20 protein-coding genes are annotated in these 25,756 nt (G+C 69.2%); 12 read left to right on the forward strand and 8 right to left on the reverse strand.

Annotation, left to right across the window (positions count from 1 at the left end; all coding sequences use genetic code 11):
- The first annotated feature begins 35 nt into the window (after positions 1-35).
- On the forward strand, positions 36-854 hold the full coding sequence (locus tag ACKI2N_RS24905; RefSeq protein WP_420991460.1) for a transcriptional regulator: 819 nt from the start codon (positions 36-38) through the stop codon (positions 852-854).
- A 27-nt stretch (positions 855-881) separates the two neighbouring features.
- On the opposite strand, the gene ACKI2N_RS24910 is transcribed toward ACKI2N_RS24905, so the two are convergent.
- On the reverse strand, positions 882-1,976 hold the full coding sequence (locus tag ACKI2N_RS24910) for a helix-turn-helix domain-containing protein (RefSeq protein WP_420991461.1): 1,095 nt from the start codon (positions 1,974-1,976) through the stop codon (positions 882-884).
- Between the two features lie 615 nt (positions 1,977-2,591).
- Between ACKI2N_RS24910 and ACKI2N_RS24915 the strand changes: the two genes are divergently transcribed.
- The 4 genes from ACKI2N_RS24915 (at position 2,592) to ACKI2N_RS24930 (ending at position 8,282) form a co-directional block, all read left to right on the forward strand.
- Positions 2,592-3,383 carry an XpsR family transcriptional regulator gene (locus ACKI2N_RS24915; protein WP_420992054.1) on the forward strand — a complete coding sequence of 264 codons (792 nt, stop codon included), beginning with the start codon at positions 2,592-2,594 and terminating at the stop codon, positions 3,381-3,383.
- Positions 3,384-3,812: 429 nt separating this feature from the next.
- A complete protein-coding gene (locus tag ACKI2N_RS24920; RefSeq protein WP_420991462.1) occupies positions 3,813-5,519 on the forward strand; it encodes a hypothetical protein in 1,707 nt (568 codons plus the stop codon).
- A 180-nt stretch (positions 5,520-5,699) separates the two neighbouring features.
- Positions 5,700-6,815, forward strand: a complete 1,116-nt coding sequence (locus tag ACKI2N_RS24925) for a hypothetical protein (RefSeq protein ID WP_420991463.1) — start codon at positions 5,700-5,702, stop codon at positions 6,813-6,815.
- Positions 6,816-7,427: 612 nt separating this feature from the next.
- Positions 7,428-8,282, forward strand: coding sequence for an EAL domain-containing protein (locus ACKI2N_RS24930; protein ID WP_420991464.1), 855 nt, complete (start codon positions 7,428-7,430; stop codon positions 8,280-8,282).
- Positions 8,283-8,300: 18 nt separating this feature from the next.
- On the opposite strand, the gene ACKI2N_RS24935 is transcribed toward ACKI2N_RS24930, so the two are convergent.
- Positions 8,301-9,080 carry an NAD(P)H-dependent oxidoreductase gene (locus ACKI2N_RS24935; protein WP_420991465.1) on the reverse strand — a complete coding sequence of 260 codons (780 nt, stop codon included), beginning with the start codon at positions 9,078-9,080 and terminating at the stop codon, positions 8,301-8,303.
- Positions 9,081-9,166: 86 nt separating this feature from the next.
- Between ACKI2N_RS24935 and ACKI2N_RS24940 the strand changes: the two genes are divergently transcribed.
- Positions 9,167-10,060: a LysR family transcriptional regulator gene (locus tag ACKI2N_RS24940; RefSeq protein WP_420991467.1), complete on the forward strand. Its 894-nt coding sequence runs from the start codon at positions 9,167-9,169 to the stop codon at positions 10,058-10,060.
- 163 nt (positions 10,061-10,223) lie between these two features.
- On the forward strand, positions 10,224-10,799 hold the full coding sequence (locus ACKI2N_RS24945; protein WP_420991468.1) for a nitrogen fixation protein NifQ: 576 nt from the start codon (positions 10,224-10,226) through the stop codon (positions 10,797-10,799).
- A 70-nt stretch (positions 10,800-10,869) separates the two neighbouring features.
- Here ACKI2N_RS24945 and ACKI2N_RS24950 read toward each other — a convergent pair whose 3' ends face one another.
- On the reverse strand, positions 10,870-13,248 hold the full coding sequence (locus tag ACKI2N_RS24950; RefSeq protein ID WP_420991470.1) for a phosphoketolase: 2,379 nt from the start codon (positions 13,246-13,248) through the stop codon (positions 10,870-10,872).
- Positions 13,249-13,463: 215 nt separating this feature from the next.
- On the opposite strand from ACKI2N_RS24950, the gene ACKI2N_RS24955 reads away from it, so the two are divergent.
- Entirely contained in the window at positions 13,464-14,120 is a 657-nt protein-coding gene (locus tag ACKI2N_RS24955) for a BON domain-containing protein (protein WP_420991471.1), read from the forward strand.
- Between the two features lie 81 nt (positions 14,121-14,201).
- Here the strand turns inward: ACKI2N_RS24955 and ACKI2N_RS24960 are convergent, their stop codons facing one another.
- The 5 genes from ACKI2N_RS24960 to ACKI2N_RS24980 are packed head-to-tail and all read right to left on the reverse strand — an operon-like array spanning position 14,202 to position 20,562.
- Complete coding sequence (locus ACKI2N_RS24960; protein ID WP_420991472.1) at positions 14,202-15,926, reverse strand: dipeptide ABC transporter ATP-binding protein; 1,725 nt, start codon at positions 15,924-15,926, stop codon at positions 14,202-14,204.
- A complete protein-coding gene (locus tag ACKI2N_RS24965) occupies positions 15,923-16,735 on the reverse strand; it encodes an ABC transporter permease (RefSeq protein ID WP_420991473.1) in 813 nt (270 codons plus the stop codon). The genes ACKI2N_RS24960 and ACKI2N_RS24965 overlap by 4 nt, the downstream gene beginning before the upstream one ends.
- Complete coding sequence (locus ACKI2N_RS24970; RefSeq protein ID WP_420991474.1) at positions 16,732-17,688, reverse strand: ABC transporter permease; 957 nt, start codon at positions 17,686-17,688, stop codon at positions 16,732-16,734. The genes ACKI2N_RS24965 and ACKI2N_RS24970 overlap by 4 nt, the downstream gene beginning before the upstream one ends.
- Positions 17,689-17,741: 53 nt before the next feature.
- Positions 17,742-19,343: an ABC transporter substrate-binding protein gene (locus ACKI2N_RS24975; RefSeq protein WP_420991475.1), complete on the reverse strand. Its 1,602-nt coding sequence runs from the start codon at positions 19,341-19,343 to the stop codon at positions 17,742-17,744.
- A gap of 16 nt (positions 19,344-19,359) precedes the next feature.
- Positions 19,360-20,562, reverse strand: a complete 1,203-nt coding sequence (locus ACKI2N_RS24980; RefSeq protein ID WP_420991476.1) for a C45 family autoproteolytic acyltransferase/hydolase — start codon at positions 20,560-20,562, stop codon at positions 19,360-19,362.
- Between the two features lie 652 nt (positions 20,563-21,214).
- Here ACKI2N_RS24980 and ACKI2N_RS24985 point away from each other — a divergent pair.
- The 4 genes from ACKI2N_RS24985 to ACKI2N_RS25000 all read left to right on the forward strand — a co-directional run bounded on the left by ACKI2N_RS24985 (position 21,215) and on the right by ACKI2N_RS25000 (position 25,665).
- Positions 21,215-22,264, forward strand: a complete 1,050-nt coding sequence (locus tag ACKI2N_RS24985) for a porin (protein ID WP_420991477.1) — start codon at positions 21,215-21,217, stop codon at positions 22,262-22,264.
- 314 nt (positions 22,265-22,578) lie between these two features.
- Complete coding sequence (locus tag ACKI2N_RS24990) at positions 22,579-23,799, forward strand: CaiB/BaiF CoA transferase family protein (RefSeq protein ID WP_420991479.1); 1,221 nt, start codon at positions 22,579-22,581, stop codon at positions 23,797-23,799.
- Between the two features lie 51 nt (positions 23,800-23,850).
- Complete coding sequence (locus ACKI2N_RS24995) at positions 23,851-24,831, forward strand: Bug family tripartite tricarboxylate transporter substrate binding protein (RefSeq protein ID WP_420991480.1); 981 nt, start codon at positions 23,851-23,853, stop codon at positions 24,829-24,831.
- Between the two features lie 9 nt (positions 24,832-24,840).
- Positions 24,841-25,665, forward strand: a complete 825-nt coding sequence (locus ACKI2N_RS25000; RefSeq protein ID WP_420991481.1) for an HpcH/HpaI aldolase/citrate lyase family protein — start codon at positions 24,841-24,843, stop codon at positions 25,663-25,665.
- Positions 25,666-25,756: the final 91 nt, after the last annotated feature.

Genomic DNA, 25,756 nt, shown 5'->3' on the forward strand with positions numbered 1-25,756 from the left:
GGCCGCCATGACATCTACCAGCGGGATGGTCGGGAATGGAAGGGCACGTATTTACCCGTGAGCAGCTCGATGCTTACTTTGCGTCGTACGTGGGGATGACGGGGGGCAACCCGGCGGCGGCGGTCTGGTTTTGCGACGCGATGCCGGTGGCGGACGGCCGGCCGCTGGAGCCGGTGCTGGCGCCGCTGACCGCGGCGCCGGCGTGGGACGCGGATTTCCGCCGGCGCCACGCGCGGGACATGGCGAAATGGCAGTCGCACCAGCGCATCGCGCGCATCATGGCGGCGGCGCGGGAGGTGGCGCTGTTCGGCCGCGACGATAGCGGCGACTGGCAGCGCTATCTGGCGGAGTATCTGTACCGGCCGCGCGGCTGGGAGTTCAAGCTGAGCCTGTTTCCGCTGGCGGTGCGCGCGGAGAGCGGGCTGCCGTGGAAGTACCTGCACGGCGCGCAGCCGGAGCTGAACCCGAAGAGCCGGTACCTGGCGCTGTGCCAGGAAGGCGGGCGATTCCGCTTTATCGCGGGGCTGCGGCGGCGCCTGCGGCCGAAGGTGGTGGTCTGCCTTGGCGAGCGCCATGAGGCGGATTACGTCCACGCCTTCGGCATGCGCGGGCTGCCGTGCGCCACGCATACGCTGCAGCCCGCGGACCAGGCGCGGGTGCTGCGGGTCTACGCGGACCAGGGCACGCACCTGGTGATCTGCCCGGCGGTGGCCGGCGTGGACGGGCTGGCGTCGGACGTGTTGCTCAATGCGATGGGCCGGTTCATCAGCCAGTGGCTGACGCTGGCCGACTTCCAGGCCCGCCCGGATGCGCATGATCCGCGCGTGCGGCAGGCGCCGGGCATTGCGGCCTGAGGTGCCGCGCGAGGGCCGCCACGCGTTTCAGGCCGCCTGCCGGTGCAGCCACTGGCGGTACGCTTCGTCCTGCACGGCGAGCGCGGCCTGCCTGAGTTGGAAGCCGTCGTTGCCGGCTTCGGTGGCGTAGGCGCGCAGGTCGCTGGGCGACATGCCCAGCATGCGGCGGAACGCGCGGGTGAAGTCCGACGCGCTGTTGAACCCCAGCCCGTAGGCGATGTCGTTGACTGGCAGGCGCGGAAAGCGCACCAGGTCGTGGGCGGCGGCGCGCAGCCGGCTCTTGCGGATGTAGGCCTGCACGCCGCCTTCGTCTTCGAACAGGCGGTACAGGGTGGGGCGCGAGATCTGCATGCTGGCCAGCAGCGTTCCCGGCGAGAGGCCGGCCTGGCCGGGGTCGGCATCGATCAGGCGCCGCGCGCGCGCCAGCATGGCGGTGCGCGCGGCCGCCCGGGCGCTGCCTTCGAGCCTGGCGCCGCGCCGGAACGCGGCCATCAGCAGTTCCACGCCTGCGCGCGTGGCCTGCGCGGCGGCCTGCGCGCTCATGCCGGGCATCTCGCGGCTGAGCATCATGGCGTGTTCCACGGCCAGGCGGGTGAGCGGGGTGTTGGCCTCGGCAATGCGGCCGTGGGCGGCTTCGGTGTCGGCAAAGATGGTGTCCATCATCGCGCGCGGCACGAAGAACGAGAGCGCGCGGGTGGCGCCGCGCTGCATCGCGATGGGCTGGCCCAGGTCGGTGAGCAGGATGCCGCCGTGGCGCGGCACCGGGTTGCGCCGCATGCCTTCCACGGTGCCCGCGCTGCCTTCGACGAATACCTGCAGCACGTGGTGCCGCATGGTGTCGGTGGAGATGCGCGCCAGGCTGCGTTGCAGCGTCACGCCGTCGCAGCGGCAGTCGGTGAAGACCATGTCGCCGAGCAGGTAGCGGTCGATGGCGGCGTGGAACGGCGCGCGCAGGTCGTCGCGGGTCACCTGCAGGTCCATGACGTGGCCCACGCGTTCGCGCCAGCGAAGTATCTGGTTTGTTACATTGGCTTGCGCGTGGCCGCCGACTTCGAAGCGGCTGTGCTGCGGCGGCCCGGCCGTGGGCGGGGCGGTGTTGCGGACAGTGGGCTGGGCGGGCATGGTGGGCGCGCGGGCGGCACGAAAAAGGGCCCGCGCGCCGGCATGACTCTATCCAAGTTTGGCCGCGCGCGCCCGCGCCGGCGGCCTCATCCTTCCTCATCCTTTTAGGCGATTGCGCTTTCCCGCGCGCGCGTGCGGGCAAGGCGGGCGTTGATTGTTACCCCGCTCAAGAAGGGATAGAAGACTGCAACGAATCCCTCCAAAGGGGGGCGCGCATCGGTCGATTCTCACGCAAAATCTCGGTCCGCCTAGTTAGTGTTTCGCGCAAACGTGATCAGGTTTCCTTGGGGCGGTATCCGGTGGCTCGCGGGTTGTACAGACATGGCGCCGGAGAGGTTCTTCCATGGGGAAAGACTGATTCAGATTGGTTGCAGGAAGGTCAAATCCGTGTGGGCCAGCATTAGCGTCGGGCTGGCTGGCTCGCCGATACGAAGCGCAATGGGAGGCGCCGGATCGCCGGCGCCGCTCTGCTTCCCACTCAGCGGGTTGTCTCCAGGTTCTATTAGAGATTTGCCGATGCATTCGGGGCGTCTCCTTGCTCTTCACGTCGTACAGGTGAGTATGGCCTCTGCGTGTGGGCATCTTTAACTCCACCAAGCGGTAGAGGCGATGGAAATAGAACAGAAGACGGTGTTTTCGCGAGAGCAGCTGGATGCGTATTTCGCGTCCTACGTGGGTATGGAAGGGGGAAATCCTGCTGCGGCCGTGTGGTTTTGCGACAGCACGCCACATCCGTGGGTGGAGTCGCTGGTGGCGCCGCTGGTGCCGCGCGCGCAGCCGGGCGCGTGGGACGAGGCGTACCGCGACAAGCATCGCCAGAGCATGGAGCGATGGCAGTCGCACCAGAAGATCGCACGGATCATGGCGGCGGCGCGCGCGCATACCTTCGGCAGCTCGCTGAGCGAATGCGACTGGAAGCATTACTTCGACCATCACCTCTACGCGCCGCACGGCGCGGAGTTCAAGCTCAGCCTGTTCCCGCTGCCGGCCCACCTGATCGGGCAGACGCCGTGGTCGAAGGCGTTCCGCGGCCAGCCCGCGCTGGTGCCCAAGCAGCGCTACCTGGATCTGTGCCGCAACGGCCAGCGCTTCGATTTCATCGACGGCATCCGCCGGCACTGGAAGCCGAAGGTGGTGGTCTGCCTGGGCGAGCGCCATCTTGACGATTTCGTACAGGCGTTTGCGCTCGAGGACGCGCGCGCGTCCAGCTTCATCCTGCAGCCCGCGGACCTGGCGAAGACGCTGCGGGTGCTGGAGCGCGACGGCACCACGTGGATCGTCTGCCCGGCACTGGCCGGCGCGTCGGGCCTGACGTCGGACGTCTTGCTCGAAGCCATGGGCAGCTACGTGGCGCGCTGGCTCGTGCCGGAGGATTTCCCCGCGTTGCGCGTGTGCCAGCCGATCTAGCCGATCTAGCCGGTGCGCTCGGCGCAGGCGATGCGATAGCGGTCGATGCGGCCGATGTAGACCAGGCGCAGGGCGCTGCCGGGTAGCCGGCAGGCCCCGCCACCGGGCAGGGCGCGGCGCGGCCGGACAGGGCCGCGCCGCAAGGCAGGCGGGGCGCCCCCGATACCGCCTGCCGCGCAAGTCCATGCTTTCCCCCTCCAAGTAGGGGTGACACGATGGTGGGGATTGTTTATCTAGTGTGCTGGCAGGACGCAGTAACGCACTGCATCAATTGCGCGGCTGCCGATTGCGCTTGCAAGGGCCGGCAAGGGTATCCGTGATGCGCGGCAGGACGCGGCAGCGAAGGGCGCCGGCAACGGCGCGCGGAGATTGCCCGGCGCGTGAATCCAAAGACCACGTATCGACGTAACGATTTCAGGAGCGAGAAGAGTGCAAACCAACATCAAGAACATCTTTACCCTCGGCATCATGGCTGCCGCCGCGGCAGCGCTGGTTGCCTGCGGGGGCGGCTCGGATTCTCCCTCGCCATCCACGCCGTCGTCGGTCACGGTCAACGGCAAGGCGGTCGACTTCTATCTGTCGGGCGCCACCGTCACCTTCCTCGATTGCAGCAACCAGACCGCGACCACCAACGCGACGGGCGACTTCACGTTCCCCGCCGGTTGCTCCACGAGCGCGCTGAAGGTGTCCGGCGGTACCGACATCGGCACCAGCCAGCCGTTCACCGGCGTGCTGCAGGCACCGGCCGTGGCCTACAAGGCGGGCGTGACGCCGGTGATCTCGCCGCTGACCACGCTGGTGGCGCAGCTCGGCGCCGCGCAGGCGGCCGCGCTGGCCACCAAGCTGGGCCTGGACGGCAAGGACCTGGCCACGCTGGACCCGATGCAGGACGTGGCGGTGCTCAAGGCCGCGGTGGTGGTGCAGCAGCTGGTGGACCAGGTCGCCAAGACGCTGACCGGCCTGGCCAAGGGCGGCACGCTGAGCGCGGGCGACGCGGCGGCGGCGGCGTCCAAGGCGGTGGCCAACGCGGTGAACGCGGCGTCGGGCACGGCTGACCTGACCAGCGGCACGCTGGTGACCACGGTGGTCACCTCCGCCGTGCAGAACGCGAAGGCCGGCCTGCCGGCCACCCTGCAGGCGAACATCGATACGGTGGCGGCCAACGTGGGCGCGCTGGCCGGCCCGGTGGTGGCCAGCCAGGTGGCGAACGTGAGCGCGTCGCTGGGCACCATCGTGCTGGGCACCAGCCCGGCGGCCACGCTGGCGGCGCTGCAGTCGGCCGGCGCGGTCAACGCGGTGGTGGACAGCGCCAAGTCCACCACGACCAGCGACCTGGTGGCGGCGGTGACGCCGGCCACGCTGTCCGATCCGTCGAAGACCGCGGGCCTGTCGGACCTGGGCGGCGCGGTGGCGAGCGGCAACGCGGCCGATATCCAGACCGCCGCCACGGGCCTGGGCAGCGGCGCGGTGGACAGCGGTGCCATCGACAACGTGGCCAATGCCGTCAAGCCGGCCAACTTCATCCAGCTGGCCACGATGACCATCAACGGCCAGACGTTCCCGGTCAGCGATGCGGTGACGGTCACCGGCGGCGGCGCGCTTGGCGCCATCACGGTGGCGGTGTCGAAGGACGGCGACCCGTTCGCCGGCGGCGCGGCCGACGTGCGTGCCGGCCTGAGCTACACCTACAACGGCAGCACGGTCAGCGTGATCATCGAGAAGGTCTCGCTGACCTTCAGCGGCTCGGCGCTGACCGCGGTGCAGGTGCCGGCCAACACGGCCTACTCGTTCAGCATCTCGGGCTCCACCTCGGCCAACGTCAGCCTGACCAACGCCACCCCCGACAACCTGTTCAGCAGCGCCAACGGCGGCTCGCTGAGCCTGCCGTTCACCACCTTCCTCGCCAAGCTCAAGAGCGCCGGCGCGCTGAGCCAGCCGCAGATCGACGCGCTCACGCCGAAGGCGACCGCCACCTTCCCGGTGACGTTCGCGGTGGCGGGCCAGGGCGGCAAGGCCGTGAGCGTGGGCACGCTGGCCGGCGGCAGCCCGCAGAAGACGCAGGTGCAGTCGGTGCAGACCAGCGCGGCCACGGTGAGCGGCAACGGCATCAAGACCTCGGTCACGCTGAACCCCTGACCGGTGCGCAGCCACGCCTTCCGCCCGCACGGGGAGGGCATGCCCGGTCATCCGCCACGCGCGCCCGCGGGCGCGCGCGGCGGGTGGCCGGCTTCTTTTTGTGTGCAGTGCGCCGGCTCCCGCGGGTGGGGTGCGGGCGCATGCCGTGCATGAGGCCAGCCCACGGCCTCGGAGTCTCCTATGCTGTTGTTTCGCTCGCGCCGGCTCGGCAAGGCCGGCGCCCTGATGGTGGGCTTGTCCTGCGCGGGCGCGGCCAGCGCCGCGCCGGACGACGTGTTCATGCAGGCCGAACCCGCCACCGGCGAGTTCACGTCCGTGCGCGTGGAGGCCAGCTATGACATGGTCAACCGCTCGATGGATGTGTTCAACCAGGGCGGCGGCAGCTTGCCGGACAACGCCGGCGATTATCGCGGCGGGCGGCTGATGCTGGGCTACAAGTTCTCGCCGCGGTGGTCGGCCTCGGCCACCTACTGGCGGCGCGGCATCGACTACGGCCCCGACAACAACCAGATCGACACCTGGATGGTGGCGCTGCACTACGACCCGCTGGCCGAGCCGGGCGCGCGCGACCGCGTCATGATGCGCTTCTCGCTGTGGGGCGACCGCTCCGGCACGCTGGACCGCTCCGCCGCGCTGAAGGTGCGCAGCGCCACCTTCAACGGCGTGACCGTCAACGACGCCAACGACATCCAGGCGCAGGCCGACGTGATCTTCTCCGGCGAGCTGACCGAGCGCAGCCAGCTGACGGGCTTCTTCGGCCTGGGCGCGAGCCGCGTGACCATCGGCGGCATCAATACGCGCCTGCAGCAGGGCGGCTGCAATTTCAACGTGGCCATCGGCTCGGACAATATCGCCAACGGCTCGCTGGCCGCGCCTTGCCGCGCGGGCAACGTCAATCTGACGTCGGCGTCGTTCTCCACGGACGCGAGCCAGTACGGGCTCAATATCAACGACGATTTCAACTACGTGGCGGGCTACCTCAACCTGGGCGGCGCCTACCGCTGGAAGTACAAGGACTTCAGCGCGCGGCTGGGCTACCAGTTCCAGTACCTGCTGCGCAGCAACGTCGATAACCGCGCGCAGGCCTACGGCACTTCGCCGATCCGTTCGAACCATACGCTGGGGCTGGAGTTGTCGTACGCGGTGGTGAAGAACGTGGAGGTGTTCCTGCGCGGGCAGGCATCGCTGCACAACTTCGTGGGGACCATCCCGTTTCTCTACAATGCGGCGACCGCGGGCAAGCTGGACCGTTATTACGGCTATGGCTCGATCGGCATTCGTTTCTCGGGGTTCTGAGGCGGGCGCGGGCAGGCGGCTTGGCGGCCGTGCGGCGGCGGCTTCGCGGGTGCGTTGCCGCCCAGCGAAAAAGAGGGGTGCAGGTGCAGGGCGCCCCTGCACCCCTTGAGTGTTTAGCAAGGGGTCAGTCTTGCTGAAGTGCATTGTGGTAGGTGTTGCATCGCATCAGTACCCTGCATTGGGGGGTGGTCCCGCTTCGGAGGGGAATTCCAGGCACCACGAGCCGGCCATGTACTGAAAGAATGAGGTACTCGCGCATCGATATGCGGATGCGGATGCCGGGGCGCCCGCGGGCTGGTCTTTCGCGCCGCGCACGTTCGCGCCGTGCATCGGTGCCGTGCGTTGCCGTAGCGTTGCCGCAGGCAAGCCGCCCCGCAGAGGCGGCATGAAAGCACCGGAAACGAGAGCGATAAAACAGAAGAAAAACAGAAAAAAAAAGAAGAACGGAACATCGAGAACAACGAACCGTGGTTAGGGTCAGGGTAGAGCGGGTATGGCTTCCGGGAGCTTGAATTGCACTTCGCGTTAATCAGTGGCCAGGAGGGGGCCTGTCCGGCGCCGGCATGGCAGCCAGCGTCAGTCACGGGACCGGAGGACGGTCCGCACGATAGCGTGGCCGAGCGCATGGCGCGGCTGCGGCACAGGCTGGGACAGCCCGCGCTCGCGCCGCCCGGCGCGGACACGGCCGAGCGCAGCCTGCAGGGCGACGACCTGCTCGCGCTCACCCGGGCCGAGCTGGTCGGCGCCATCGAGCTGGGGCATATCTATCCGGTGTTCCAGCCGCAGATCAGCGCGCGGCACGGCACCATCGTCGGGCTCGAGGTGCTGGCGCGCTGGTCGGACCAGGGCCGGCAGCAGGCCCCGGACAAGTTCGTGGAAAGCATGGCGGGCCACGGCGTGGAGATCCTGCTGATGGATCATTTCCTCGGCGCCTGCGCGCGCGTGCAGACGCGCTTTCCGCACTACCGCGGCCGCTTCTCGCTCAACGTCAACCCGCGCACCGCGGCGGCCGCGGATTTCGTGCCGGTGCTGCTGCGCGCTAGCATGGCGCGCGGCCTGGACATCGCGCGCGTGGTGCTGGAGCTGACCGAGCAGACGCGCCTGGCGCGCGGCGGCGAGGCCAGCCTGCTGGAAAACCTCAGCGCGCTCTCGGGCCGCGGCATGATGATCTCGCAGGACGACTTCGGCGCCGGTTACGCCTCGCTGCAGGCGCTCGGCCTGCTGCCGTTCCAGCAGGTCAAGATCGACAAGACCATGCTGCACCGCGCCCGCCACACCGAGCGCGCGCGCCGGCTGCTCTCGCTGTCGATGGATCTGGCGCGCTCGCTGGAACTGCAGACCGTGGCCGAAGGCGTGGAGAGCGACGAAGACATGGCGCTGGCGAAGTCGCTGGGCGCCGACCTGCTGCAGGGCTACGCCATCTCGGCGCCGGTGCCGTTCGAGCGGCTGGGGGAGCTGGTGTTCTAGCTGGCGCTCCAGCCAGCGCTACACGTCCAGGTGCGCGGCGAAGCCGGTCTGCCCCGGCGCAATGCCGGGCCGCAGCGTGAGCGCCGGGATGTCGTAGTCGCCGGCATTCTGCGGGCGGAACGGGATCGGCGCGGTCTGCCAGAGATCGTCGAGGCGCTGCCCGAGCGCGCCGCGGATGTCCGCGAATCTCGCTTCGTCGAGGCTGCCGGTGCGATAGACCACGAAGGGGGGCAGGACGTCGAAGCCCGGGTAGTACAGGATTCCGTGCTGGATCGGGAACAGCAGGTCGTCGATCGGGCCGTTGATGCCGCGCGGGCCGTAGTGCGATTCCCAGCCGCCCGCCGTGACCACCAGCATCGCGCGCTTGCCGGCCAGCGTGCCTTCCCCGTAGCGGTCGCCCCAGCGCAGGTCGGAGTGTTCTCCCACGCCATACCCGAAGCCATACGCGTAGACGCGCTCGACCCAGCCTTTGAGGATCGCCGGCATCGAGAACCACCACAGCGGAAATTGCAGGATGACGGCATCCGCCCAGCGCAGCTTGTCCTGCTCGCGCGCGATGTCCGCGCTCTGCCGGCCGTGCTCGAACGCGTGCTGCGAATCGAGGGCGGGGTCGAAGCGCGCGCCGGGCTGGTGGTCCAGGTTGTCGTCGGCGTCGAGCGCGGCTTTCCACTTCATGGCATAGAGATCCGATACCTGGACGGTGTGTCCGGCATCGCGCAGGCGTTTGACGGAGAAGTCCCGGAGCGAGCCATTCAACGAGCGGGGCTCGGGATGGGCGTAGACCAGAAGTACATGCATGGCTGGGCCTTTCGTTGCTGGAAACCTGCAAGGTAGGCCCTCGTCCGGTATATTGGAAATGAATAATTGATATTCTAGGTATTGCCATGAATAATCTGCGACGGCTGGACCTCAACCTGCTGCTGACGCTGGATGTCCTGCTCTCCGAGCACAACGTGACCCGCGCCGCGCAACGGCTGAATTTCTCCCAGCCATCGGTCAGCGTCCATCTCGCCAAGCTGCGCGACATCTTCGGCGACCCGTTGTTGTTGCCGGGGCCGCGCGGGATGCGGCCCACCGCGCGGGCCGAGGCGCTGCGCGAACCGTTGCGCGAAGCGCTGGACGCGCTGGCGCGCGCGGTCGCGCCGGCCAGCCCCTTCGACCCGGCCGAAGCCAGCCACACGTGGCGCGTGGCCGCTTCCGATTACAGCGAGTCGACGGTGCTGCTGCCGGTCCTGGCCGGCCTGCGCGCGGCGGCGCCGGGCGTGCGGCTGGCCGTGCTCGAAATCGCGCCGCCGCGCATCGCCAGGCAGGCGGAGCAGGGCGAGATCGACCTGGCCTTCCATATCAGCGACGAAGCGCCGGCCGGCCTGCACCGCCGGGCGTTGTTCACGGAGCGCTATGTGCTGGCGGGCCGCGCCGGCCATCCGCGCCTGAAGCGGCGGCCGACGCTGGCGCAGTTCTGCGAGCTCGACCATGTGATCGTGTCGCCGGACGGCGGGGGATTTCGCGGCGTCACGGACGAAGCGCTGGCGCAGGCGGGGCTCGCGCGGCGGGTGGTGCTGTCGGTGCCGCATTTCCTGTTCGTCATGTCGGCCCTGGCCAGCACCGACCTCGTGGCGATGCTGCCCGAGCGCCTGGTGCGCGGCGCCGGCGCGCTGCGGGTGGTCGAGCCGCCGGTTGCGGTGCCGGGCTACGAGTTGGCCATGCTGTGGCATGAACGCTCCCACCGCGACCCCGCGCATCAGTGGCTGCGCGAGTACATCGCCGGCGCGGTGTGACCTCCGGGGCAGGCGGCGCGGGTTTGACTACCGTTATATACGACGCTATATTTCGAGGGTCGGGCCGAGGGCCGGACCGAGGGTTGAACCCGGGGTTGACCCGGGGTTGAACCATACCCGGGCGGCGCCGGCACGGCGGCGCCTGTCCCCACGAGGCGGTGCCGTGAACCAGTCGTTGCTGATCCTGGATGCGTTTTCGCTGTCTCCCGGCGAGCCCGCGGCGCGCGCGCTGGCGGGGGTGCTGGAGAATGCCAACGCCGGCAAGCTGCCCCGTTTTGCCCAATGGCTGGGGCTGGCCGAGGCCGAGTTCTGGCAGATGCTGGAGCAGTGCTTTCCCGGCGCGCGGGCGGCGGGATGGGCGCCGGAATCCGCGCCCGTGGACGCCGCCGCGCTGCCTTGCGAGTTTCCCGACCTGGTGGCGATGCTGATCGCCACTGGCGACGCCAGCCGCCCCGAAATGCGCTGGGCGGCCCACGCGCTGGCCAGCGGCTGCTTCGGCGGCTCGCACCTGTGGCACGACATGGGGCTGTCCGGGCGGCACGACGTCTCGCGCCTGCTGCAGGAATATTTCCCCGCGCTCTACGCGGCGAACACCACCGACATGAAGTGGAAGAAGTTCTTCTACCACGAACTGTGCCTGCGGCTCGACCTCCATCCCTGCCCCGAACCGGCCTGCGCCGGCTGCGACAATTACGCGGCCTGCCACGGCGCGGAAACCGTGGCGGTGCTGTGGCGCTAGGCGCCGCCCGCCGTGCCCGCTGCGGTGCCCCCGGCCGCGCCCGCGGCATTCCGTAGCGCCCGCAGCCCTGTCACGATCGCGGCTGCCACTGCCAGTCCCGTATCTCGGGCAGGTCTTCGCCATGCTCGCCGATGTAGAGCTTGTGGCGCTGGAGGCTTGCCCAGTAGCGCGCCGTGGCCGTTTCCACCTCGCCGCTCAGGCGCGGGATGCGCGTGATGGCGTCCAGCGCGAGCTGGTAGCGGTCGAGATTGTTCAGCACGACCATGTCGAACGGCGTGGTGGTGGTGCCTTCCTCCTTGTAGCCGCGCACGTGCAGGTTGCCGTGGTTGCGGCGGCGGTAGGTGAGCTTGTGGATCATGGCCGGATAGCCGTGGAACGCGAAGATGATGGGCCGGTCGGTGGTGAACAGCGCGTCGAAGTCGTGGTCGCTCAGGCCGTGCGGGTGCTCCGAGACCGGCTGCAGCACCATCAGGTCGACCACGTTGACGACGCGGATGCGGATGTCGGGCACGTACTGCCGCAGCAGGCTGACCGCGGCCAGCGTCTCCAGCGTGGGCACGTCGCCCGCGCAGGCCATCACCACGTCCGGGTCGCCGCCGTCGTTGCTCGCCCATTGCCAGATGCCGGCGCCGGCGGCGCAGTGGCCGACGGCGGCGTCCATGTCCAGCCACTGCCACTCGGGCTGCTTGCCGGCAATCATCACGTTGATGTAGTTGCGGCTGCGCAGGCAGTGGTCGGCCACCGCGAGCAGGCAGTTGGCGTCGGGCGGCAGATAGATGCGGACGATCTCCGCCTTCTTGTTCACCACCGCGTCGATGAAGCCGGGGTCCTGGTGCGAGAAGCCATTGTGGTCCTGGCGCCAGACGTGCGAGGTCAGCAGGTAGTTGAGCGAGGCGACCGGCTTGCGCCACGGCACCTGCTTGCTCACCTTGAGCCACTTGGCGTGCTGGTTGAACATCGAGTCGATGACGTGGATGAAGGCTTCGTAGCAGGACAGCAGGCCGTGCCGCCCGGTCAGCAGGTAGCCTTCCAGCCAGCCCTGGCACAGGTTCTCGCTGAGCACCTCCATGACGCGGCCCTCGGCGCTCAGGTCGAGGTCGACCTCCTCCACCTCGGCCATCCACGTCTTGCCGGTGACGTCGAAGACCGCTTCGAGCCGGTTGGAGGCGGTCTCGTCCGGGCCGAACAGGCGGAAGTTGCCTTGCGCGAGGTTCAGGCGCATCACGTCGCGCAGGAAGCCGCCGAGGTTGCGCGTCGCCTCGGCCTTGACGCTGCCGGGCAGCGGCACCGCCACCGCGTAGTCGCGCATGTGCGGCATCGACAGCGGCACCAGCAGCTCGCCGCCGTTGGCATGCAGGTTGAAGCCCATGCGGCGGTGGCCGGTGGGCGCCAGGCGGGCCAGTTCGTCGCGGAGTTTCCCCTGTTCGTCGAACAGCTCGCGCGGCTGGTAGCTTTGCATCCATGCCTCGAGCTGATGCAGGTGGCCGGGCCTGGCGAGATCGGCAATGGGCACCTGGTGCGCGCGCCAGGTGCCTTCCACCGGCAGGCCGTCGACGAACTTCGGGCCGGTCCAGCCTTTCGGCGTGCACATGACGATCATCGGCCAGCGCGGCCGCGCGCAGGCGCCCGCGCGGCCCGGGGCGCGCGCCTCGGCCTGGATGCGCCGGATCTGCGCCAGCGCCTGGTCGAGCGCGGCGGCGAGCGCCTGGTGCACGAGCGTGGCATCGCTGCCCTCGACGAAGCAGGGCTCGTGCCCGTAGCCGCGCAGCAGCTCGGTGAGTTCCTGGCGGCCGATGCGGGCCAGGATGGTCGGATTGGCGATCTTGAAGCCGTTGAGGTGGAGGATCGGCAGGACGGCGCCGTCGCGCGCCGGGTTCAGGAATTTGTTCGAGTGCCAGCTCGCCGCGAGCGTGGCGGTCTCCGCCTCGCCGTCGCCGACCACGCAGGCGACGATCAGGCCGGGGTTGTCGAAGGCGGCGCCGTAGGCATGCACCAGCGCGTAGCCGAGCTCGCCCCCTTCGTGGATGGAGCCGGGCGTTTCCGGCGCGACATGGCTCGGAATGCCGTTGGGCCAGGAGAACTGCCGGAACAGCCGCTCCATGCCGCCGCGGTTGCGCTCTATGGCCGGGTAGCGCTCCGTGTACGAGCCTTCGAGGTAGGTCTGCGCCACGATGCCGGGGCCGCCGTGGCCCGGGCCCATCACGTACATCATGTCCAGGCCATGTTCGTTGATGAGCCGGTTGAGGTGGACGTAGATCAGGTTCAGGCCCGGCGTGGTGCCCCAGTGCCCCAGCAGGCGAGGCTTGGTGTGCGCGAGGGTGAGCGGGACCTCCAGCAGCGCGTTGGACTGCAGGTAGATCTGGCCCACGGACAGGTAGTTCGCGGCGCGCCAGTAGGCGTGCATGCCGGCGAGCAGGGCGGGCGAAAGCGGATTTTGGGCAGGCGTCATGGCGGGTCGCTTGAGGACATTCAGGGACATCGAGGAACATCGACGGGCATCGGAAGACAACAGCCGGCACCATGCGCGACAACGATGTGCGCGTCGGTACGCAGCCGTACCAGGTACCGCGCGGCCGCCTTTGCCGGCGGGCCCGGCGCCGCTACCGTACAGACGGCGGCGCCGATGCCGTGCACGCTACGGTTCCCTGACATGAAAGGTAGACCATGATGAGAACCGATACGCAATTGCAGCGAGATGTGATGGCCGAGTTACGCTGGGAGTCGTCGATCAACGCGGCGCAGATCGGCGTGGAGGTCAGCGACGGCGTCGTGACGCTGGCCGGCCACGTGGGCAGCTTTGCCGAGAAGCACAGCGCGGAGCGCGCGGTCCAGCGCGTCAAGGGGGTGAAGGCCCTGGCCGTCGAGATCGACGTGCGGCTGACCGGCGCCAGCGAGAGAAACGACGTGGACATCGCGCGCACGGCGAAGAACGTCCTGGAGTGGACTTCGTTCGTGCCGAAGGACAGCGTGGACGTGATGGTGGAGAACGGGTGGATCACGCTGTCGGGGCTGGTCGGCTGGGACCATCAGAAGCAGGCCGCCGTCGCCGCGGTGCGCGACCTGATGGGCGTGCGCGGGGTCAGCAACCAGATCGAAGTCCGTTCGCCGGTATCGATCGGCGCCGTCAGGGCCGACATCGAGGCCGCGCTGACCCGGCGCTCCACCTCGGAGGCGCGGGATATCGCGGTATCCGTCAAGGGCACCGAGGTGACGCTGACGGGCACCGTCCACACCTGGTCCGAGCGCGAATTGCTGACGCACGCCGCGTGGAGCACGCCCGGCGTCTGCCGCGTGGTGGACAAGATTTCGATCGTCGACTGACTTTGGCCGGTCGGGCAGTGTCGGGGGTTTGCTCCCCTCTCCCATTTGTGGGAGAGGGGCCGGGGAAGAGGGCCGGCGCCCCTACGAAGCCGTCGCCCCCAGCATCAGCGAGCCCATGCCGTCCTCCGCGCCCCGGGCCGGCACCGACAACGGCGCCTGCTGCCCCGGCGCGACATAGGCCGCTTCCAGCAGCGCGCGCGTGTAGTCATGTTGCGGCCGGTCGAAGATGTCGGACACGCTGCCTTGCTCGACGATCCGCCCCTGATGCATGACGACGATGCGGTCCGCCACCTCCGACACCGCGGCCAGGTTGTGCGAGACGAAGAAACACGCAAAGCCGTGCTGCGCCTGCAGTTGCCGGAACAAGGTCAGCACCTGCTTCTGGATGGTCATGTCGAGCGCGGACACCGGTTCGTCCGCCACCACCAGCGCGGGCCGGCGGATCAGCGCGCGCGCGATGGCCACGCGCTGGCGCTGGCCGCCGGAGAGCGCGTGCGGATAGCGCTCGCCGAGCCCGTCCAGCCCCACTTCGGCCAGCATGGCGTCCACGCGCTCGCGGCGCTGGGCGCGCGTGAGCGGCTCGCCGTGGTTGAGCGGCTCGGCCACGATGTCGCCGATGCGCTGGCGCGGATCGAGCGACGAGTACGGGTCCTGGAACACCATCTGGCAGGCCAGCCGGAAGTCGCGCCGGCCTTGCCGGCCGCCGCTGCCGACCGGCTGGCCGCGGAACAGGATCTCGCCGCCTTCGAGCGGCAGCAGGCCGATCATGGCGCGCCCGAGCGTGGTCTTGCCCGAGCCCGAGCCGCCCACCACCGCCACCACTTCGCCGGGACGAATCGCCAGCGAGACCTGGTCCACGGCCCGCTTGGCGGCGCTGCGCGAGAACAGCCGCTGGGTGCCGGGGTAGCCCACCGAGACGTTGCGCGCTTCGATCACCGGCGGCGCGTCGGCCACGGCGGGGCGGCCGTCGTCGCGCCGGGGCAGCGCGGCGATCAGGCTGCGGGTGTAGGCCTCGCGCGGGTTGCGCAGTACCTCGGCGGCGGGGCCGGACTCGACCTGGTCGCCGCGCTTGAGCACCAGCACGCTGTCCGCGTAGTGCGCCACCAGTTGCAGGTCGTGCGTGACCAGCAGCACGGCGGTGCCGCTGGTGCGCGTGAGGTCGGCCATGATCTGCATGACTTCGCGCTGGCTGAGCGCGTCCAGCGCGGTGGTGGGCTCGTCGGCGATCAGCAGGCGCGGCTTGAGCAGCATCACCGAGGCCAGCATGATGCGCTGGCGCATGCCGCCCGAGAACACGTGCGGGTAGGACGCCATGCAGCCTTCGGGGTCGGCGATCTGCACGCGCGCGAGCATGGCCACGGCGCGCTCGCGCGCGGCCTGCACGGGGATCTTCTCGTGCAGCATCAGGCCTTCGCAGAGCTGCGCGCCCACCGTCATGGCCGGGTTGAGCGAGACCATCGGTTCCTGGAACACCATGCCCGCGACCTGCCCGCGCAGCGAGCGCATGCCGCGGTCCGGCAGCGTGGCGATGTCGTGGCCGGCCAGCATGATGGTGCCGCCGGTCTGGCGCACCTGCGACGGCAGCAGGCGCATCACGGCGCGCCCGGCCAGCGTCTTGCCGCTGCCGGATTCGCCCACCAGCGCGAGCACCTCGCCCTGCGCGATGTCGAAGGAGACGCCGTTGAGGATGCGCGCGCCGGCGGCGCTGCGCAGCGTCAGGCCGCGCACGCTGAGCAGCGGGCCGCCCTGGGCGGGCGCCGGCGCCGGTTGCGGGTCGAGCGTGTGGGAGTCCATCCTGGAATTCATCCTTGCTCCATGCGGGGGTCGAGCCAGTCGCGCAGTGCGTCGCCCAGCAGGTTGATGCCGAGCAGCGTCAGCGCGATGCATACGCCGGGCGCGATGCCCAGCCAGGCGGCGGATTCGATGTAGGGGCGGCCCGAGGACAGCATGTTGCCCCACGTCGGCGCGGGCGGCGGCACGCCCAGGCCGAGGAAGCTCAGCGCGCTTTCGGCCAGCACCACCCAGCCGAACATCGACGTGCCGAGCACCATCAGGGGCGCGGCGCAGTTGGGCAGGATGTGGCGCAGCATGGTGACGAGCTCGCTGTTGCCGATCACGCGCGAGGCTTCCACGTATTCCTTCTCGCGCAGCGACAGCACGGTGCCGCGCACCAGCCGCACCGCGGTGGGGGTGTAGGCCAGGCCCAGCGCCAGCACGATGCCGTACTTGTTGGCGCCGGTGATGACCATGATGCCCAGCGCCAGCAGGATGCCGGGGAAGGCGAGCAGGGCGTCGTTGAAGACCATCATCACGCGGTCGATGCGGCCGCGGAAGTAGCCGGCGATCAGTCCGAGCAGCGTGCCGAGCAGCAGGGCCACCAGCACGGTCAGCGCGGCCACCAGCAGGCTGGCGCCGGCGCCGGCCAGCAGGCGCGAGAGGATGTCGCGGCCGAACTCGTCGGTGCCGAGCCAGTGCAGGTTGCTGGGCGGCTTGAGCCGCATGCGCAGGTTCAGGCGCAGGGGGTTGTAGGGCGTCCAGAGCACGGACAGCAGCGCCATCGCCGTCACCGTGGCCACCAGCAGGCCGCCCACCAGTGCGTTGGTGCGTAGTTTCATGATGTCGCGACCCGCGGATCGAAGAGAGGGTAGAAGAGGTCCACCACCAGGTTGACCAGCACGTACACGCCCGCGGTAAACAGCAGGCAGCCCTGCACCACCGGGTAGTCGCGCGCGAAGATGGCGTCCACCAGCAGGCGGCCCAGGCCGGGCAGCGTGAACACGGTCTCCAGCACGGCGATGCCGCCGAGCAGGTTGCCCAGCACGAGGCCGATCAGCGTCCAGGTGGGCGCGAACGCGTTGGGCAGCACGTGGCGCAGCAGCACGCGGAACTCGGACAGGCCCTTGGCGCGGGCATGGGTCACGTATTCCAGCCGCAGCGTCTCGATGGCGCTGGAGCGGGCCATGCGGGTGAGCACGCCCATCTCGATCAGCGTGAGCGTGATGACCGGCAGCACCAGGTAGCTGGCGGCGGCGCGCCAGTCCTGGGCGAAGGTGACGTAGCCCACCACCGGCACCCAGCCCAGCTTGAGGCCGACGAACAGCAGCAACAGCAGGCCCAGCCAGAAGCTGGGGATCGACAGGAAGAAGGTGGCGCCGGCCACGATCACCGTATCGGTCAGCGAGTTCTGCTTCCACGCGGCGAACAGCCCGGCCGGCACCGCCAGCAGGGCGGCCGCGCCCACCGCCACCAGCACGATGGCGGCGCTGACCTGGAAGCGCTCGAGCAGCAGCGGCAGCACGGCCTCGCCGCTGCTCAGCGAGTGGCCGAAGTCGCCGCTGGCCATGTGCGAGAGCCACAGGCCGAACTGCACGGGGATGGGTTTGTCGAGGCCGAACTGGGCGCGCAGGTCGGCCACTTGTTCGGCGGTGCCGGCGTCGCCGAGGATGATCTGGGCCGGGTCGCCGGGGATCAGTCGCATCAGCACGAACACCAGCACCGCGACCAGCAGCAGCGTGGGCAGCGTCCACAGCACGCGTCTGAGCAGGTACAGCAGGAAGGACGAAGACAAGGGGGGCTCCGGTTATTGCATCTGGCTGTAAGGCATGCGGGGCGAAGGCGGCGCTAGCGCCCGGCCAGCGACACGCCCCAGGCGCGCGGCTGGCCCATCGGCCAGCCCTTGTAGCCCTTGACGTAGTCGCGCGCGGCGCTGGTGCGCATCTCCGAGTAGAAGAACACCGCCGGCACGTCCTGCATCAGGCGCGCGTCCAGGCTGTCGAAGATGGCCTGGCGCTGCGCGCGGTCGGTGGTGTTCATGCTCTCGCCCACCAGGCGGATGGCTTCGGGCGTCTCCCACACCTTGCGCGGTTGCTTGTCCTTGGGGCCGGTGATCATCTCGTAGGAGAGCGACGCGTCGAGCCGCGCGGAGTAGGTGAAGGCCATGGCCTGGAAGTCGCCGCGGTTGTAGCGGTCGAGCAGGGTGGCCCAGTCCAGCACTTCCACGTCCACCTTGAGGCCGGCCTCGCCGGCCATGGCCTGCGTCAGCACGGCCATGTCGAACAGCGAGTTGTAGCGCTTGGTGGCCAGGATCTTGATAGTCTGGCCGCGGTAGCCGGCCTCGGCCAGCAGCTTGCGCGCGGCGGCGATGTCGCGCCCCGGCATGGCGGACTGCGCACGGCTGTAGAAGGGGCTGGCGCGCGGAATGACGGAGCGGTTCGGCAGCGCGGTGCCTTCGGTGAGGGCGTCCACCATCTCCGGCACGTCGAGCGTGAGCGCCAGCGCGCGGCGGATGCGCACGTCCTTGAGCAGCGGGTCGCGGGTCTGGAACAGCAGGCCGTTGAGGGTCATGGTGGGCATGCTCTGCATCACCAGCTCGGGGTGCCTGCGGTATTCCGGCAGGTCGTTGTCTTCCACGTCGAAGATCAGGTCCACGCCGCCGGACAGCAGCGCGGCCTTGGAGGCGGCCACGTCGGGGATGACGACGAAGCGCACCTTGGCCACCTCGGCGGTCTTGTTGCCGGTGTTGCCGTCGCGCTTGCCCGGCAGCGCCGCGTAGCCGGGGTTGCGCACGAGGTCGATGTACTGGCCGCGCTTCCACTCGGCGAGCTTGAACGGGCCGGTGCCGACCGGTTCGCGCCACTTGCCGTCGGGGCCGACGGAGCTGCGGTGGTAGATGCCGGTGCCGCCGCAGTCGGGGCGCGCCAGCGTTTCCAGGAACAGCGCGGAGGGGCGGTCCAGCGTGTAGACCACGGTCAGCGGGTCTTTCGCTTCCACCTTGAGCACCTTGGCCTGGCCGCGGCCGTCGAACTCGGACAGGCAGCGCCAGTTGTTGGCCGGCGTCATGTAGCGGTTCCAGGCGAACACCACGTCGTCGGCCGTGACCGGCGCGCCGTTATGGAATTTCAGGCCCGGGCGCAGCGCGAAGGTGTAGGTCAGACCGTCCGGCGAGGCGGTCACGCTCTGCGCCAGCAGCGGGCCCACGCTGGTGTCCTCGCGGAACGCCACCAGGCCTTCGACGATGTGCGAGACCACCGCATCGGTGTTGGCGTCGCGGTTGATGCCGGGGTCGGTGGAGCGGATATCCGCGTTCAGGCGGATGCGCAGGGTGTCCTGCGCCGGCTGGGCGTGCAGGGCGGGCGCGCCCGCGGCCAGGCACGCCGCCACGGTGAATATGGCCGTCAGCAGCCGCGTCAGCGGCCGTGCGGCGGTTTTTCGTCTCGTCTCCATCTCTCCTCCGGCCGCCTCAGGCGGCGACTGCCCGCCGGTGGGCGGGGGCCGCGCCATCCGCGCGCGGCGGTTGAATTTCCATGTCCAGAGTGAAGGTGGCGAAGGCGGGATGCAGCGCAGGCAGCATCGATACCTCCATCACGCCCAGTTCCGGCTCCATCACGATCATCGCCACCGTGGCCGACAGGTTGTTGCTCGCGTTCGGGCGCGGCGGGCGGCACACCGAATACGGGGTTTCGAAATCGTCGAACAGCGCGCGCTTGATGGTGTCCACGGTGATGTTGCCGATATGCGGCTGCACCAGCTGGCGCACGCGTTCGTCGCGGTAGAGCGAGTCCGGCATCTTCTGGATGCCGAGGTCGCGCAGCTTGGACAGCGCCACCGGGCTTTGCCAGTGGTTGGCGTGCACGATCACGCCGCGCTCGGGCAGCACCTGGAAGGTCTCGTCGGGCGCGCACTCGAAGTCGATGGCCACGCCGCCGGCGTGCGCCACCATCATATTGTTGGCCGCCGACTTGGCGGTCACGTACACCGACTGCATGGCGAAGGCCAGGCGCCGCTGCTCCAGCACCTTGCGGCGGATCAACGCCAGCGGCACGCCGAGCGTGCGGTAGTCGCGCTCGCACTCGAGGTAGTTGGCGGTGATCGAGATGCCGGCCGCGTTCATGCCCGAGCGGGCCAGCGCGCCGGCTTCGGTGAAGGTGAGGTAGTCGGGGCCGTCTTCGCGGTGCACCTTGAGCACGACCGACGATTCGGCGCATTCCGCCTTCCAGTCCCAGTTCTGGGCGTGGATGACGCGGCCGCTGGCGGTGGCGCCGGGCAGCGCCACCACGCCGGTGCAGCCGTCCGGGTCCAGCGGCACCGGCTGCTGGTTGCGCATGCGGTCGGCCAGCTTGAGCACCTCGGTGCGCGCGTTGAGCATGACGATGGCGGCGTACTCCACCTGCGCGCCTTCGGCGATGCCCTGCATTTCCTCGATATAGGTCGCGTCGAACGCGGCAATGGTGGGCTCGAAGGTCGCCACGATCTTGCGCAGCTCGGGCCAGCCCAGCTTGTTGCTTTCCAGTTGCCGCGCATAGTGCTCGATGCCGCGCTTGATGCGCGCCGCGGCCTGCTCGCCATATTGCCGGCCGCGTTCGCGCGGCGCGCCGCTGACCTCGATCAGCGGGCAGTGGGGAACAGTGTCATGGAAGTCGGGATGGTCGGGACGGCTGGGCATGGGAGCGTTCTCGGAGTCGGGTATCGCGGCAGCGTCGGCGGGTCCGGCGCTGTCGCTATGGTGTAACAGCGGTGTGCTGTGGGTTGTGCTGCGAAGAAGTGTATTTTGTCGTTATAAAAAAATCAATGGATACTTCACCGATGTTGCCGGCGCCCGCCGCCGCGCAGCCCGGACCCCGGCAAGCCGCCACCGGCGCCCCGGCGCGCGACATTTCCCCTGCGGCAATGTAAAGACATCAGATGGCGCTCCCGCCGGGATTCTTGCCGGCGCCCCGTGGCGGCCCTCCCTTCCTGCCCTTCATTCCCCTCCCGACCTGTCATTTCGTAGCGTCCCGCGCTCGAAATGCAGTATTTATAGTATTTTGTTTTCACAATAGACACTTCATATTGGCGTCACTCGCTGAAACAATGGACGCGTCAATTGACGAAATCACGACATTGCGGGGGACTGGGATGCCGGCATGAGCCGTTTGGGGCGCATGCCAGTTTCCTTCGTGCGTCCTTGTCCTCTGAATAGAACATCCTGTCACGCAAAAAAACACATGACGCCGGGGTCTCACCGGCGCGGTGTGGCTTGCGCCGGACAGGGGCTTGCACACGCCGGCACGAGCCAGACCGGCACTCGATTTTTACAACGAGGGGAAACCGAGAGCATGAAGAAAGACAAGTTGGTGGTGGCAGCCTTTGCGGGGCTGCTTGGCAGCGGCGCGTTCGCGCAGTCGTCGGTGACGCTGTATGGGGTGGCCGACGTCGGCGTGGAATTTGCCAATCATCAGAAGGGCGCCGGCGACAGCGTGGTGCGGATGCAGTCGGGCAACCTGTCCGGCTCGCGCTGGGGGCTGCGCGGGGCGGAAGACCTCGGCGGCGGCATGCGGGCCATCTTCGCGCTGGAAAGCGGCTACAACGTCGACGACGGCAAGAGCGGGCAGAGCGGCCGGCTGTTCGGGCGCCAGGCATGGGTGGGGCTGGATACCGCCTATGGCTCGCTGACGCTGGGCCGGCACAACACGCCGATGTACGACATCGGCGTCCAGTACGATCCGATGGGCATTTCCACGCGCTACTCGATCGGGGTGCAGGACGATGTCTTCCAGTCGCGCGCGGACAATTCGCTCAAGTACACGGGCAAGTTCGGCCCGGTGACGGCCAAGCTGCTGTACAGCTTCGGCGCGGACGGCACCGCCGGCACCAATGGCGAAGTGCCGGGACATTTCAAGGTCGGTCGCGAATACGGCGCCAGCCTCGCCTACGAGAGCGGGCCGCTGGCCGTGGCCGCCGTCTACGACGAGCAGAACGGCGACACCGTGGCGACCGAGAGCGACAAGACGCGCAAGACGGCACTGGTCGGCACCTACGTCATCGGGCCCACCAAGACCTACCTGGGCTACCGCTACGGACGCACCATGACGGCGCCCCTGAACCAGACCTCGAACCTGTACTGGGCGGGCGTGCAGTGGGACATCACCTCGGCATGGTCGGTGACGGGTGCCGCCTACTACCAGGACTTCCGCGCCTCCGGCGCCGATCCGTGGCTGTTCATCGTGTCGGCGGACTATTCGTTCTCGCGCCGCACGGACGTCTACCTGAACGTGGTCTACACGCGCAACAAGGATGGCTCCGACCTGGGCACCGGCGGCTTCGGCTCGACCGTGCCGGGCAAGAACCAGACCGGCGTGCTGCTGGGTATCCGGCAGAAGTTCTGACGGCGCAATGAAGGCGGGTCAGGTTCGCCGCGCCTCGCGCGCGGCGGGAACCTGGCCCAGGCGCCGTGCGCCGCGGATCGTCGGCAAGCACGGTGTCGACTATTCTCCCCTGCATCGCATCCCGGACACGCGGCCGCTACGCTCCCCGGTCCGCCCCTCGTCCCTCGACGGCATGCCGGCGCCGTGTATCGACGGCTTCTTAAGCATCGTTGATAAAGCTATTCATGGAATGTCATTGGACTGCCTTGATACCGCTACCTAGAATCCTGCCAACCGCAGGGCTTGCGGGTGAGACAGGGAACAAGACAGAACACATGACAGAGCAGACATCCCAGAAGAACCAGGCACAGGCGCTGGATGGCATTCGGGTCCTCGATCTCGGCACGTTCGTCGCTGGCCCGTTTTGCACGACCATCCTGGCGGAATTCGGCGCCGAGGTGATCAAGGTGGAGCCGCCCGGAACGGGGGATTCGCTGCGGCGCTTCGGCACGCACACCGCCTGCGGCGACACCTTGATGTGGCTCAACGAGAGCCGCAACAAAAAGTGCGTGACGCTCAATCTGCGCGACCCCAAGGGGCAGGAGGTCCTCAAGCGCCTGGCGGCGTGCAGCGACGTGATCGTGGAGAACTACCGGCCCGGGGTGCTGGAGCGCTGGGGCCTGCCGTGGGAGGAGATCCAGCGGCTCAACCCGCGCGCCATCCTGGTCCGCATCTCGGCGTACGGCCAGGAAGGCCCGTACCGCGGCCGGCCGGGTTTCGCGCGGGTGGCGCACGCTTTCTCGGGGCTCGCCTATCTCGCCGGCGAGCCGGGCCGCACGCCGGTCACGCCGGGGTCCACGTCGCTTGCCGACTACGGCTCGGGCTTGTATGGCGCCGTCGGGGTGCTGCTGGCGCTGCGCGCGCGGGAGCGCACGGGCGTGGGCCAGGTGGTCGATCTCGCGCTCTACGAGTCCATGTTCCGGGTCCTGGACGAGATGGTGCCGGTCTACCAGCAGACCGGCGTCGTGCGCGAGCGGCAGGGCGCGGACACGGTGAACGTGGTGCCGCACAGCCACTACCAGACCCGCGATGGCAAATGGGTGGCCATCGCCTGCACCAACGACAAGATCTTCGCGCGGCTGGCGGTGGTCATGGGCGAGCCGGAACTGGCGGAGCCCGAGCGCTGGGGCCCGGTCGAGCGCCGCCTGGCGCAGCGCGCGGCGGTCAATGCGCGCGTGGCGTCCTGGGCCGCGTCGGTCGATTGCGCCGACCTGCTCGCGCAATGCGACGCGGGCGGCGTGCCCGCGGCCACGCTGTACAGCGTGGCCGACATCTTCGAGGACCCGCAGTACGCGCTGCGCGAGAACATCAAGACGGTGCCGTCGCGCGCGGGTCCGGTGGCCGTGCAGAACGTCATCCCCAAGCTGTCCGCGACGCCGGGCGGGATCAACTGGCTGGGCCCGGCGCTGGGGGAACACAACGCAGCGGTCTTCCAGGAACTGCTCGGCATGAGCGCCGGCGAACTCGATGCCATGCGGGAGGCCGGGATCATGTAACACCGCCGCGCGGCGGCGCCAGGACAAATAAAACGCATCAGGAGACAAACCATGGAAAGACGCAGGTTCATGCGGGCCGCCGCCGCCGCGCTTGTCGCGCCGCTCGGCCAGTGGGCGGCGCACGCGCAGACGTGGCCCGACAAGCCGGTCAGGCTGCTGGTGCCGACGCCGCCCGGCAACGCCCTCGACATCTCGGCGCGGCTGCTGGGCGACCGGCTGGCGCAGCGCTGGAAGCAGGCGGTCGTCGTCGACAACCGGCCCGGCGGCAGCGGCCTGCCCGCCATGATCGCGGGCAAGACCGCCGCCCCGGACGGCTACACCATCATCGTGGCGCCGTCGTCGACCATGGCCATCAACCCCGGCCTCTATCCCAAGCTGCCTTACGATCCGCGCGAGAATTTCGATACGGTGGGCGGCATCTACCTGGCGCCGATCATGCTGGTGGCGGGCAATGCCTCGCCATACCATTCGCTGGCCGACGTCGTGGCGGCGGCGCGCAAGGAGCCGGGCAAGCTGGCCATCGCCATCGGCGGGCCGCCGGGCACCACGCAGCATCTTTCGGCCGAGCTGTTCCGCTTCCGGGCGGGCCTGCAGGTCATCAACGTGCCGTACAAGGGAAGCGGGCCGGCCATGCAGGACCTGCTGGGAGGCCAGGTCGGGCTGCTGTTCGACAGCGTGGCCTCGGCGCTGCCGCAGATCAAGGCAGGCGCGCTGCGCCCCATCGCCGTGGCCAGCGCGCAGCGCATGCCCCAGTTGCCGAACGTGCCCACCATCGCCGAATCGGGCTATCCCGGCTTCGAGGCGGTGAGCTGGGGCGGGCTGGCCGTGCCCAGGGGCACGCCGCAGGCCGTCATCGACCGCATCGGCGAGGACACCCGCGCCATCGTCAACGATCCGGCGGTGCGCGAGCAGATGCTCTCGCGCGGCCTGTTGCCCGATCCCCGGGGCGCGGCCGACTGGAGCCGCTTCATCGATTCGGAAATCGTCAAGTGGGGCGAACTCATCAAGTCCGCCCACATCACCGTGGAGTAGCGCACAGACATGCCGGCCCAGCATTCCTTCCTGTTTGTCCCCGCCACGCAGCCGCAGCGTTTCCCCAAGGCGGCCGCCAGCGGCGCGCATGCCGTGATCGTCGACCTCGAGGACGCCGTGGCGCCGCCCGACAAGGAGCGCGCGCGCGCCGTCTTCGCGGCCGAGGCCGCGGCCCTGCGGGCCTTGTGCGACAGCGCGGGCTGCGAGCTGCTGGTGCGGATCAATGCCCACGGCAGCGCATGGCATGCGCAGGACGTGCAGGCCTGCGCCGGCCTGCCGGTCCACGGCGTGGTGGTGCCCAAGCCGGACGACCTGGTCGTGCTGGCGGCCCTGGCGCGGGCGGTGGGGACGGCGCGCGCGCTTTACCTGCTGGTCGAGTCGGCCGCGGGCTTCCTGCATCTGGCCGACATCGCCCGCACGCCCGGCGTGCGCAGGCTGATGCTGGGCGCGGCCGACCTGATGCTCGACATCGGGCTGCCCGACGACGATGCGCCACTCCATCATTTCCGCTCGCAGCTGGCGCTGCACTCGCGGCTGGCCGGATTGCCGCCGCCGGTGGATGGCGTGTGCCTGGCGCTGGACGATCCCGGGCGGCTGGAGCAGGAGATCGGGCGCGCCAAGCGCTTCGGCTTCGGCGCGAAGCTGTGCGTCCATCCTACCCAGATCGACGCCGTCAACCGGGGCTTCCTGCCGCCGGCGGCCGAATGCGAATGGGCGCGCCGCGTGGTCGAGGCGGCAGCCGGCGCCGGCGGGGCGGCGGTCAAGGTCGATGGCCGGCTGGTGGATGCGCCGATCATCGAGCAGGCGCGGCGGGTCCTGGCGGCGGCCGGCTAGCCGCCTCCGCCTCCGCCTCCGCCTGATGGGGGATGCCCGGGTTTGCAGGGCCGGGAAGTTGTTTCAGAATGGCACGCAGGGGTCCTGGCCA

The sequence above is a fragment of the Cupriavidus sp. 30B13 genome, assembly GCF_049059565.2.
Classification (GTDB): Bacteria; Pseudomonadota; Gammaproteobacteria; order Burkholderiales; family Burkholderiaceae; genus Cupriavidus.

Coding starts and splice junctions, on each gene's coding strand:
- ACKI2N_RS24905 (WP_420991460.1), top strand. CDS start 36: ATGGAAGGGCACGTATTTACCCGTGAGCAGCTCGATGCTTACTTTGCG.
- ACKI2N_RS24910 (WP_420991461.1), bottom strand. CDS start 1,976: ATGCCCGCCCAGCCCACTGTCCGCAACACCGCCCCGCCCACGGCCGGG.
- ACKI2N_RS24925 (WP_420991463.1), top strand. CDS start 5,700: ATGCTGTTGTTTCGCTCGCGCCGGCTCGGCAAGGCCGGCGCCCTGATG.
- ACKI2N_RS24935 (WP_420991465.1), bottom strand. CDS start 9,080: ATGCATGTACTTCTGGTCTACGCCCATCCCGAGCCCCGCTCGTTGAAT.
- ACKI2N_RS24940 (WP_420991467.1), top strand. CDS start 9,167: ATGAATAATCTGCGACGGCTGGACCTCAACCTGCTGCTGACGCTGGAT.
- ACKI2N_RS24950 (WP_420991470.1), bottom strand. CDS start 13,248: ATGACGCCTGCCCAAAATCCGCTTTCGCCCGCCCTGCTCGCCGGCATG.
- ACKI2N_RS24955 (WP_420991471.1), top strand. CDS start 13,464: ATGATGAGAACCGATACGCAATTGCAGCGAGATGTGATGGCCGAGTTA.
- ACKI2N_RS24960 (WP_420991472.1), bottom strand. CDS start 15,926: ATGAATTCCAGGATGGACTCCCACACGCTCGACCCGCAACCGGCGCCG.
- ACKI2N_RS24965 (WP_420991473.1), bottom strand. CDS start 16,735: ATGAAACTACGCACCAACGCACTGGTGGGCGGCCTGCTGGTGGCCACG.
- ACKI2N_RS24975 (WP_420991475.1), bottom strand. CDS start 19,343: ATGGAGACGAGACGAAAAACCGCCGCACGGCCGCTGACGCGGCTGCTG.
- ACKI2N_RS24980 (WP_420991476.1), bottom strand. CDS start 20,562: ATGCCCAGCCGTCCCGACCATCCCGACTTCCATGACACTGTTCCCCAC.
- ACKI2N_RS24985 (WP_420991477.1), top strand. CDS start 21,215: ATGAAGAAAGACAAGTTGGTGGTGGCAGCCTTTGCGGGGCTGCTTGGC.
- ACKI2N_RS24990 (WP_420991479.1), top strand. CDS start 22,579: ATGACAGAGCAGACATCCCAGAAGAACCAGGCACAGGCGCTGGATGGC.
- ACKI2N_RS24995 (WP_420991480.1), top strand. CDS start 23,851: ATGGAAAGACGCAGGTTCATGCGGGCCGCCGCCGCCGCGCTTGTCGCG.
- ACKI2N_RS25000 (WP_420991481.1), top strand. CDS start 24,841: ATGCCGGCCCAGCATTCCTTCCTGTTTGTCCCCGCCACGCAGCCGCAG.